This is a genomic window from Psittacicella gerlachiana, from assembly GCF_003585965.1.
Lineage (GTDB): Bacteria > Pseudomonadota > Gammaproteobacteria > Enterobacterales > Psittacicellaceae > Psittacicella > Psittacicella gerlachiana.
In genome coordinates this window covers 22,039-31,424 of sequence record NZ_NRJF01000024.1, presented here as the reverse complement: position 1 = coordinate 31,424, position 9,386 = coordinate 22,039, and the positions used below count along the sequence as shown (strand labels likewise).

At 35.5% G+C, this 9,386-nt stretch carries 14 protein-coding genes; 12 read left to right on the top strand and 2 right to left on the bottom strand.

The genetic code is table 11. The features are described 5' to 3' along the window. The first annotated feature begins 830 nt into the window (after positions 1-830). Genes rpsJ through rpsQ form a run of 11 tightly spaced genes read left to right on the top strand, consistent with a single transcriptional unit; the run spans position 831 to position 5,838 of the window. The gene (gene rpsJ / locus CKF59_RS00955; protein WP_119534111.1) at positions 831-1,145 is read left to right on the top strand and encodes a 30S ribosomal protein S10; all 315 of its coding nucleotides are present in this window, start codon (positions 831-833) and stop codon (positions 1,143-1,145) included. A gap of 31 nt (positions 1,146-1,176) precedes the next feature. After that, positions 1,177-1,812, top strand: a complete 636-nt coding sequence (rplC, locus tag CKF59_RS00950) for a 50S ribosomal protein L3 (protein ID WP_119534110.1) — start codon at positions 1,177-1,179, stop codon at positions 1,810-1,812. A gap of 17 nt (positions 1,813-1,829) precedes the next feature. Next, positions 1,830-2,435, top strand: coding sequence for a 50S ribosomal protein L4 (rplD, locus tag CKF59_RS00945; protein ID WP_119534109.1), 606 nt, complete (start codon positions 1,830-1,832; stop codon positions 2,433-2,435). After that, positions 2,435-2,740: a 50S ribosomal protein L23 gene (gene rplW, locus CKF59_RS00940; protein WP_119534108.1), complete on the top strand. Its 306-nt coding sequence runs from the start codon at positions 2,435-2,437 to the stop codon at positions 2,738-2,740. The genes rplD and rplW overlap by 1 nt, the downstream gene beginning before the upstream one ends. 17 nt (positions 2,741-2,757) lie before the next feature. Continuing rightward, positions 2,758-3,579: a 50S ribosomal protein L2 gene (gene rplB, locus CKF59_RS00935; RefSeq protein WP_119534107.1), complete on the top strand. Its 822-nt coding sequence runs from the start codon at positions 2,758-2,760 to the stop codon at positions 3,577-3,579. Between the two features lie 28 nt (positions 3,580-3,607). Beyond that, a complete protein-coding gene (gene rpsS / locus CKF59_RS00930; RefSeq protein WP_119524828.1) occupies positions 3,608-3,886 on the top strand; it encodes a 30S ribosomal protein S19 in 279 nt (92 codons plus the stop codon). A 13-nt stretch (positions 3,887-3,899) separates the two neighbouring features. Then, positions 3,900-4,244: a 50S ribosomal protein L22 gene (gene rplV, locus CKF59_RS00925; protein WP_119534106.1), complete on the top strand. Its 345-nt coding sequence runs from the start codon at positions 3,900-3,902 to the stop codon at positions 4,242-4,244. Between the two features lie 9 nt (positions 4,245-4,253). Further along, on the top strand, positions 4,254-4,985 hold the full coding sequence (gene rpsC, locus CKF59_RS00920; RefSeq protein ID WP_119534105.1) for a 30S ribosomal protein S3: 732 nt from the start codon (positions 4,254-4,256) through the stop codon (positions 4,983-4,985). Positions 4,986-5,000: 15 nt separating this feature from the next. Then, the gene (rplP, locus tag CKF59_RS00915; RefSeq protein WP_119534104.1) at positions 5,001-5,411 is read left to right on the top strand and encodes a 50S ribosomal protein L16; all 411 of its coding nucleotides are present in this window, start codon (positions 5,001-5,003) and stop codon (positions 5,409-5,411) included. Between the two features lie 5 nt (positions 5,412-5,416). Then, a complete protein-coding gene (gene rpmC, locus CKF59_RS00910) occupies positions 5,417-5,581 on the top strand; it encodes a 50S ribosomal protein L29 (RefSeq protein WP_119534103.1) in 165 nt (54 codons plus the stop codon). Next, positions 5,581-5,838, top strand: a complete 258-nt coding sequence (gene rpsQ, locus CKF59_RS00905; RefSeq protein WP_119497236.1) for a 30S ribosomal protein S17 — start codon at positions 5,581-5,583, stop codon at positions 5,836-5,838. The genes rpmC and rpsQ overlap by 1 nt, the downstream gene beginning before the upstream one ends. Positions 5,839-6,006: 168 nt before the next feature. On the opposite strand, the gene CKF59_RS00900 is transcribed toward rpsQ, so the two are convergent. Together CKF59_RS00900 and CKF59_RS00895 are read right to left on the bottom strand one after the other, a co-directional pair. Next, entirely contained in the window at positions 6,007-6,378 is a 372-nt protein-coding gene (locus tag CKF59_RS00900) for a tellurite resistance TerB family protein (RefSeq protein ID WP_147397090.1), read from the bottom strand. Positions 6,379-6,406: 28 nt separating this feature from the next. Continuing rightward, the gene (locus CKF59_RS00895; RefSeq protein ID WP_147397089.1) at positions 6,407-7,702 is read right to left on the bottom strand and encodes a hypothetical protein; all 1,296 of its coding nucleotides are present in this window, start codon (positions 7,700-7,702) and stop codon (positions 6,407-6,409) included. Positions 7,703-7,972: 270 nt separating this feature from the next. Here CKF59_RS00895 and ffh point away from each other — a divergent pair, with 270 nt between their 5' ends. Continuing rightward, the gene (gene ffh, locus CKF59_RS00890; protein WP_119534100.1) at positions 7,973-9,370 is read left to right on the top strand and encodes a signal recognition particle protein; all 1,398 of its coding nucleotides are present in this window, start codon (positions 7,973-7,975) and stop codon (positions 9,368-9,370) included. Positions 9,371-9,386: the final 16 nt, after the last annotated feature.

The window sequence follows — 9,386 nt, the reverse complement described above, 5'->3', positions numbered from 1 at the left end:
TTATATATGATAAAGGCGAATTAAGACGGCAAATAATCTCATAAATAAAGTAGTATCGAGTGAAAGTTTTATTTTTTTAAGTATATTAAATGATAGTGCTTTTTATAATACTTTCCAAGTAGCAAAATTTTATTTAAAGAAGATTGAAAGTTATTCCTTTGGTTCTTTGGTTTAAAATAAAAATATTTATTTATCAATGTTTTATGTTTAAAGGTTTAAAAATGTTTTGCATTGTTAAATGTGTTTATGTATAATACACCGCAGGTATTAATATTTATCCGAAACGTAAAATCGAATTTCAGATAAAAAAGACATTACTGCAAAGTGGTTATACATCACGAAGATAGGAAATCACCTCTAGTAGTTTTTATTGAATATTAGTATCTCCATGTATGGTGTTAAATTGAGAGTATCCATATATGTAGAATATGCAAGGAAAACATTATTAAACTATCTTGCACTGGATTAGCGGGTAAGAAAGATTGTATGAGACAATCTCTTATCTATACCTTCGAGTTGTTCGTTGAATATAACTAGACCAAGGTATCGACTAGCTTACAAAGAAAGTAGATAACTTTCTCCCATTTAATAAGATTTAATTGTTCTCTCATGGTAAGCGTCTCAAAGAAGCTTTAGTTCATTGAATTAAAATTGATTTGAGAATTTAGTCAGAGTTTTTGCTAGAAATGTTAGTGATATCTCTTAAGCTAATCTGACACCCCTCAATCGTAGGGGCAAAATTGTAACCTTACCTCGTGTTTTTCTCTAAACACATTGAGGTAAGAATTTGTATGTGTTTATTTTTTAATTAATTTGGAGCTCTGGGTTAAATGTCTAACCAAAAAAGAATCCGTATCCGTTTAAAGGCTTTCGATCACCGTTTAATCGAACAGTCAACTAAGGATATTATTGAAACAGCAAAACGTACTGGTGCACAAGTTCGTGGCCCATTCCCTTTACCTACTCGTAAAGAGCGTTTTACTGTACTGATTTCTCCACACGTGAATAAAGATGCACGTGATCAATATGAAATTCGTACTCACAAACGTGTAGTTGATATCGTAGAGCCAACTGAGAAGACAGTAGATGCTCTTATGCGTCTAGATTTAGCTGCTGGTGTGGAAATTAATATCAGTTTAGACTAATTATTGGACGTTTATTAAAGAGGATTAAAGAATGATCGGTTTATTAGGTCGTAAAGTTGGAATGACTCGTATCTTCACACCTGAAGGTCAATCAATTCCAGTAACTGTAATTGAAATTGAAAAAAATAGCGTAACTCAAGTAAAAACAACTGAAACTGACGGTTACAATGCTATTCAAGTAACAACTGGTTCTAAAAAAGCATCACGCTTAAACAAACCTGAAAAAGGTCACTTTGCAAAAGCAGGTGTTGAAGCTGGTCGCTTATTACGTGAATTCCGTGTTGACAATGCAGCAGAATACACTGTTGGTCAAGAAATCACTGTAGAAGTATTTGCTGAAGTTAAAAAAGTTGATGTAACTGGTACTTCAAAAGGTAAAGGTTACGCTGGTACTGTTAAACGCCACAACTTCCGTACTCAAGACGCTACACACGGTAACTCATTATCACACCGCGTTCCTGGTTCAATTGGTCAAAACCAAACTCCAGGTCGTGTATTCAAAGGTAAGAAAATGTCTGGTCACATGGGTGACGAGCGTGTAACTGTTCAAAACCTTGAAGTAGTTCGTGTTGATGCTGAGAACAACTTATTATTAGTACGTGGTGCTATTCCAGGTGCTAAAAATGGTAACGTTGTTGTTAAACCTTCTGTAAAAGTAAAAGCTTAAGTCTGGAGTAACTATAAATGGAATTAACATTAGTAAATGGTCAAGGTTCTATTAGTGTATCAGAATCAGCTTTTAACGTTGCATTCAACGAAGCACTAGTGCACCAAGTAGTTGTAGCGTATCAAGCGGGTGCTCGTCAAGGTACTCGTGCGCAAAAAACTCGTGCACAAGTAAACGGTTCTAACAAAAAACCTTGGAACCAAAAGAAAACTGGTAACGCTCGTGCGGGTGACCGTAAAGGACCTTTATGGCGTTCTGGTGGTGTGACTTTTGCTGCTCGTCCGCAAGATCACAGCCAAAAAGTTAACAAAAAAATGTACTGGGGTGCATTACGTTGCATCTTCTCTGAGTTAGTTCGTCAAGATCGTTTAGTGATTGTGGATGATTTAACTCTAGAATCACACAAAACAAAAGATTTAGTAGCAAAATTAAAAGAATTAAACCTAAAAGATACTTTAATTATTGATACTGAATTAAGAACAAACGTTTATTTAGCTTCAAGAAACTTACACTCAGTTGGTTACTTATTAACTGATGAAGTTGATCCGGTTTCACTAATTGCTTTTGATAAAGTTTTAGTAACTAAAGAAGCTGTAACAGAACTTGAGGAGATGTTAAAATAATGTCTAACACTTCACGTTTACAGTCAGTTATTAAGTATTCACTAATTTCTGAAAAAGCAGTAAAACTTCAAGGTGAAAAAAGCGTATTAACGCTAGTAGTTGATAAAAGCACTAATAAAGTTGAATTAGCGCAAGCTGTTGAAGCTGTATTAGGCGTTAAGGTAAAAGCTATTAACATTTTAAATGTTAAAGGTAAAACTAAATATCGCGGTAACCGTAAAGGTCGTCGTAGCGATTTCAAAAAAGCTTATATCACTCTACCTGCAGACGCTAACGTTAACGAAATCGAATCTGCTATTGAGTAAGGAAAGGAACTAAATAAATGGCTATTGTAAAATGTAAGCCGACCAGTCCAGGTCGCCGCCACGTTGTAAAAGTAGTTAATCCTGAATTATATAAAGGTAAACCTTTTGCAGCTTTAGTAGAGCCTTTAAAACGCACTGGTGGCCGTAACAATTTTGGTCGTATCACAACTCGTCACATTGGTGGCGGTCATAAAAAATCATACCGTCTAGTTGACTTCAAACGTTTCAAAGATGGCGTACCTGCTAAAGTTGAGCGTTTAGAGTATGATCCAAACCGTTCAGCGAATATCGCTTTAGTATTATACGCTGATGGTGAACGTCGTTACATCTTAGCACCTAAAAACTTAAAAGTTGGTGATACTATCGTATCTGGTGCTGATGTAGAAATCAAAGTAGGTAACACTTTACCTATGCGTGCAATTCCAGTTGGTACAACTGTACACAACGTAGAATTAAAACCAGGTAAAGGTGGTCAATTAGCTCGTGCAGCTGGTTCTTACGTACAAATTATCGCTCGTGAAGGTAAATACGTAACATTACGTGTACGTTCAGGTGAAATGCGTAAAGTTTTAGCTGAGTGTCGTGCTACTATCGGTGAAGTTGGTAACGCTGAGCACATGTTACGTGAATTAGGTAAAGCTGGTGCTTCTCGTTGGAGAGGTATCCGTCCTACAGTTCGTGGTACAGCAATGAACCCGGTAGATCACCCGCATGGTGGTGGTGAAGGTAAAAACTTCGGTAAACACCCAGTAACACCTTGGGGCGTTCAAACTAAAGGTAAGAAAACACGTCACAATAAACGTACTGATAAATTCATTGTACGTCGTCGTGATAAATAATAATTAACACTTAAAAGAGGTAAATCCTATGCCACGTTCTCTCAAGAAAGGTCCTTTTATTGACCTACACTTGCTGAAGAAGGTAGAAAAAGCAGTGGAAACGAACGATCACAAACCAATTAAAACTTGGTCACGTCGTTCTACTATATTCCCAGATATGATTGGGTTAACCATTGCTGTTCACAACGGACGTCAACACGTTCCAGTATTAATTTCAGACGAAATGGTTGGTCACAAATTAGGTGAATTCGCACCTACACGTACTTACCGTGGTCACGCTGCTGATAAAAAAGCTAAGAAAAAATAATAGGAGATAGAACATGTCTAACAGATTAGAATCACGTGCTATCTTACGCAATGCTCGTACATCAGCACAAAAAGCACGTTTAGTATGTGATTTAATTCGTGGCAAATCAGTGGAAGAAGCTACATATATCTTACGCTACACTCCACGTAAAGCTGCAAAAATGATTGGTAAATTATTAGCATCTGCTGTAGCTAATGCTGAAAATAACCAAGGTTTAAGTGACGTTGGTTCGTTTAAAGTTGCAACGATCTTCGCTGATGAAGGTCCTACAATGAAACGTATTATGCCTCGTGCGAAAGGTCGTGCGGATCATATTCGTAAACGTACTTCTCACATAACTTTAGTAATCGCAAAATAAGGTAACGAAATGGGTCAAAAAGTAAGTCCTCATGGTATTCGCCTAGGTATTGTTAAACCATGGAGTTCAACCTGGTATGCGAATACAAAAGATTTCTCTAAAACTCTAGAAAATGATTTCAAAATTCGTGAGTTTTTAAACAAAGAATTAGCTAACGCTGCTGTATCACGTATCGTGATCGAGCGTCCAGCTAACGCTATTAAATTAAACATTCACTCAGCTCGTCCAGGTATTATCATCGGTAAGGGTGGTGAGGATATTGAGAAATTACGTAAACAAGTTTTAGCATTATCTGGTGTTAAAAACTGTCAAATCAATATCGTTGAAGTAAAACAAGCTGATTTAGATGCAAAATTAGTAGCTGAATCAATTGCACAACAATTAGAGCGTCGTGTGATGTTCCGTCGTGCGGCTAAACGTGCTATCCAAACTGCGATGAACCAAGGTGCTATTGGTATCAAAGTTCAAGTATCAGGTCGTTTAGGTGGTGCAGAAATCGCTCGTGCAGAATGGTTCCGTGAAGGTCGCGTTCCTTTACAAACTCTACGTGCTGATATCGATTACGCTACAGCAAGAGCTAACACAACATACGGTGTGATTGGTGTTAAAGTTTGGATTTTCAAAGGTGAAATTTTAGGTGGTTTCGAAGAAGTATTAGCTAAAGAAACAGCAAAACCTGAACGTAAACAAGCACCTAGAAACAACAATAACAGACGTGCACCACGTAAAGGTCGTAAATAAGGAGAGAATTGAATTATGTTACAACCTAAACGTACAAAATACCGTAAAATGCATAAAGGCCGTAACCGTGGTTTAGCTGCAGGTACTGAAGTTAGCTTTGGTTCTTTCGGCTTAAAAGCTGTAGGTCGTGGTCGTTTAACTGCTCGTCAAATCGAAGCAGCTCGTCGTGCTATGACTCGTGCTGTAAAACGTCAAGGTCAAATCTGGATTCGTGTATTCCCAGACAAACCAATTACTGAAAAACCATTATCTGTTCGTATGGGTAAAGGTAAAGGTAACGTAGAGTACTGGGTAGCTTTAATCCAACCAGGTAAAGTTCTTTACGAAATTGGTGGAGTTCCAGAAGAATTAGCACGTGAAGCTTTTGGTAAAGCTCAAGCAAAACTTCCTTTCAAAACTACTTTTGTAACTAAAACGGTAATGTAATCAAAATGAGTGAACAAGATTTAAATGCAAAACTAGTGGAAGCGCAAGGCAACTTATTTGCTTTACGCCAACAAGTTAAAACTAGACAACTAGAAAAAACTCACCTAGTTAAACAAGCTCGCCGTGAAGTTGCACGTTTATTAACTCAATTAAACAAGGCTGGTAAGTAATGACTAAACAAGTTCGTACTCTACAAGGTCGTGTACTGAGTGACAAAATGGACAAAACTATCGTAGTTGCTGTTGAACGTCGCGTTAAACACCCTATCTATGGTAAATATGTTCGTAAAACAACTAAACTTCACGTTCATGATGAAGCTAATGCTGCAAAAGAAGGTGATTTAGTAGAGATTAAACAATCTCGTCCTTTATCAAAAACTAAAGCTTTTGATTTAGTACGTGTTGTTGAAAAATCTCTAAACGTTTAATCACTTAGAAACGTAGCGATCAAATTTAATTTAATAGTATTCGAAAGATAAATAATCCCCTAGATCACAGATCTAGGGGATTATTTTATTTTAATTAGTAATAAAGCTAGAAGCAAAGATAGTTACAAAAGAATAAGGGAAGTGGTTAACACTTCCCTTAGGCGTAGATTAAAGTTTAAATTCTAAAGCTTCACTAATTTGAATCGCTTGACGTTGTGACCAAAAGAGCATTTGTTTTAATTTTTCTTCGGAGATATTTAATTGACTAACAATCTCTTTAATAAAGCGAATCTCATTTGGATGAGCAAAATTATCAATAAAAGCTGTAGTTAATAAAGTAGTAATCAGACAGAATTTATGTTCAGCAGTGGTAAACTCAGTACTCACTAAATTAAATGGATCTTCGTGTAAAATTTCTTGTGAAGCTAATACTCGATCAAGAAGAGTAAAGTATTTGCCTTCATGGTTACTAACTTTTCCATCTGCAGTAGCTACTTCCTTAACTAGGAGGGAGATAATTGCTTTTTGTCTATCGTTCAAAAAATAGTACTCAATATTCATAATATTCTTAGTTCTTTTGATATTTATAATTTATGTAGTGTCCATAAAAACCTTGGTTGAGGAGGTTTTTAAAGATTACGAACATATTATATACATTTTTGTCTTTAATTAAATTCCAGTCGGGCAAATGTACATAAAAACCTGCAGTCAGTTTTTGACTAATCAGTTCATAATTATGATTGCCAAAGTCAAGAAAACAATAGATTGCATTGGCATCAAAAAGAGCTTTTTGAGCAAAAAACTCTTCAGCAGTAACAAAACATTGACTAGAAAAGCTATTAAAAAATTTATCTAAACGAGAGACAAAGTTTTCAGGGTCATTACTACCATCAGTACCTAAGAACACAAGAATAAAGTTTTTATTATCGGGATCGAGCATCTTAATCTTAGGTTCATGTTCAGTTTTGTGTAAGTTGATATTATCAACGATTCTTTCTGCATGGGGATTATTTATAGCCATATTTTCTAGATTATTATTTTGCACGGTCCATGCACTTAAATCAAATGGACGTGAGTAAAGAGTTAATAATTCCGAAGCTATAAAGCGTAAAGGATTAAAATTACCTTTGCTTTGGGTAAAAGCTTCTAAGGAAGCTAGTAATTGTTGAATTGCATTGTCGATTTGATCAGGACTCGCAAATAATTCTTCATCCACATGAATATAGCCAAAAGTTTGTTCTTGGTAATGTAAAAAAGCAAAAGGAACCTTAGTGATATTGATAAATAAAACTTTGTGTTCACGAGAATTTAATTCAGGTAAATTAGGTCTTATTACTGGAGGTTGAAGCGTAAAGTTAATATCTTCAAAGCTACTTGCGATTTCTAAAAACTTAGTTATATTGTTTTCAACACTTGGACGTAGTTGACCTGATTCGGCAAGAATGTATACATCAATAATCTTATCTTCAGGCTCATGAGAAAAATGTTCAATTTCTTCAAAGCTTGTACGTTCAATAGGTTGAGGCGTACTTACATCTTTATTGTCAAGATGATACTTAATAAGTTGAGTGATATTGATTAAAGAAGCACGATCTTGAACAAAAGTCCAGTCATCAAAAATTAAATAAAAACCAACCTTAATTAGGCTTTGCTCTTGATTATATTCATTAGGATCTAAAACAGAAGTTAAGGTATGCTGCTGCAAGATATCATAAATATATTGAGGATTTTGTTGAGCATAGGCTCTAAAATCATTTAAGTTCTTAAAATATAGGTTGGGCTTACCTTTAAAGAGCTTACTTAATTCATTTCTTGCTTCAGGATTATCCTCTCTACTAATAAAAACTATTTTGTGTGTAGGCATTTCTAATAATCCTTCATTTTTGATGGTGTATGCTTTAATACCTAATCGATCATAAATGTTCTTCTTTCTTTGAAAAGGCATTAGTAGACCTTGTTTAAGTTATGTGAATTTACCCTTTTATTATAGCATTTAGGAGAAAAATATATTAAGCTCTTTGCAGTGATTTTTTATTTTCTGTGTTATAATTTGAGCGTAAGATTTTTGAGTTTGCATTTTGTCCTAAGCTACTCTATTAGCAAACTACTCACTCAAAATAATCAAGGAATTTTCATGTTTGATAATTTAACGAATAGGTTACAACAAGCATTTAAAAGTTTAACTGGTAAGAGTACTTTAAGCGAAGATAATATTTCAGAAGCTTTGTCGGAAGTGCGTCGTGCATTAATTGAAGCCGATGTAGCTTTACCGGTGGTAAGATCTTTTTTAGATCAAGTTAAAGAAGAAGCTATAGGTACAAAAGTAAATCCACGCCTAAACCCAGAGCAAGCGTTTATTGATATTATTCATAAAAGCTTAATTAAGGCGATGGGGGATAAGAATGAGGCTTTAGATTTACGTACTCAACCTCCAGCAGTAGTGTTAATGGCTGGTTTACAAGGTGCAGGTAAAACCACCTCGGTAGCAAAATTAGCTAAATTCTTAAAACAACAAAAGAAAAAAGTTTTAGTGGTTTCTGCTGACGTATATCGTCCAGCTGCGATTCAGCAGTTAGAAACCCTAGCCCAAACTGTTGGTGTAGACTTTTTCCCATCTGAAGTAGGGCAAAATCCTGTAGATATCGCAAATAATGCTTTACAGCAGGCAAAACGTGGTTATTACGATGTTTTAATTGTCGATACCGCAGGTCGTTTACATGTTGATCAAACGATGATGGAAGAAATTAAAGCAATCCATCAGGAAATTAAACCAATTGAAACCCTCTTTACCGTAGATGCTATGACTGGTCAAGATGCAGCTAATACGGCAAAAGCATTTAATGAAGCTTTACCACTTACGGGGGTAATTCTTACTAAATTAGATGGTGATGTACGTGGTGGTGCAGCTTTATCTATTCGTCAAATTACGGGTAAACCAATTAAGTTTTTAGGGGTTGGAGAAAAAACCGATGCTTTAGAAGCTTTCCATCCTGATAGAATAGCAAATCGCATTCTTGATATGGGGGATATGTTAACTTATATTGATAAGTTACAAAATGAAGTTTCTGAAGAACAAATGAAGCGTACTCAGAAGATTCTAAAAAACAAGAAAGAGTTTGATCTTGAAGACTTTTTAGAACAAACTGAGATTATGCAAAAAATGGGTGGTTCTGAATCTCTATTCTCAGCTTTACCAGGTGGAAAGGCTCTACAAAATCAGTTAGCTGGTAAAATAGATAATGAAACAATTGAGAGAAAAACCAAAATTTCTCGTGCAATTATTCAATCTATGACTCGCGAAGAAAGACGCAACCCAAAAATTATTAAGCATTCACGTAAACAACGTATTGCTAAAGGTTGTGGTCAACCTGTATCTGAAGTAAACCAATTATTAACTCAATTTGAACAAATGAAAAAATTACAATCTATGTTCTCATCAGGTGCATTAAGTGGTTTATTAAAAGCTATGGGCGGTGGCGGCGGTCTTGGCGGTTTAGCTAATATGTTTGGTCGTGGTCGTAAACCATTTTAATTTATTTAGAACCCGC

Excerpts from the sequence above, each read along its gene's own strand:
- ffh (WP_119534100.1), top strand. The coding sequence starts at position 7,973 with ATGTTTGATAATTTAACGAATAGGTTACAACAAGCATTTAAAAGTTTA.
- rplB (WP_119534107.1), top strand. The coding sequence starts at position 2,758 with ATGGCTATTGTAAAATGTAAGCCGACCAGTCCAGGTCGCCGCCACGTT.
- rplV (WP_119534106.1), top strand. The coding sequence starts at position 3,900 with ATGTCTAACAGATTAGAATCACGTGCTATCTTACGCAATGCTCGTACA.
- rplP (WP_119534104.1), top strand. The coding sequence starts at position 5,001 with ATGTTACAACCTAAACGTACAAAATACCGTAAAATGCATAAAGGCCGT.
- rpsJ (WP_119534111.1), top strand. The coding sequence starts at position 831 with ATGTCTAACCAAAAAAGAATCCGTATCCGTTTAAAGGCTTTCGATCAC.
- rpsQ (WP_119497236.1), top strand. The coding sequence starts at position 5,581 with ATGACTAAACAAGTTCGTACTCTACAAGGTCGTGTACTGAGTGACAAA.
- rpsC (WP_119534105.1), top strand. The coding sequence starts at position 4,254 with ATGGGTCAAAAAGTAAGTCCTCATGGTATTCGCCTAGGTATTGTTAAA.
- rplD (WP_119534109.1), top strand. The coding sequence starts at position 1,830 with ATGGAATTAACATTAGTAAATGGTCAAGGTTCTATTAGTGTATCAGAA.
- CKF59_RS00895 (WP_147397089.1), bottom strand. The coding sequence starts at position 7,702 with ATGCCTACACACAAAATAGTTTTTATTAGTAGAGAGGATAATCCTGAA.
- rplW (WP_119534108.1), top strand. The coding sequence starts at position 2,435 with ATGTCTAACACTTCACGTTTACAGTCAGTTATTAAGTATTCACTAATT.
- rpmC (WP_119534103.1), top strand. The coding sequence starts at position 5,417 with ATGAGTGAACAAGATTTAAATGCAAAACTAGTGGAAGCGCAAGGCAAC.
- rpsS (WP_119524828.1), top strand. The coding sequence starts at position 3,608 with ATGCCACGTTCTCTCAAGAAAGGTCCTTTTATTGACCTACACTTGCTG.
- rplC (WP_119534110.1), top strand. The coding sequence starts at position 1,177 with ATGATCGGTTTATTAGGTCGTAAAGTTGGAATGACTCGTATCTTCACA.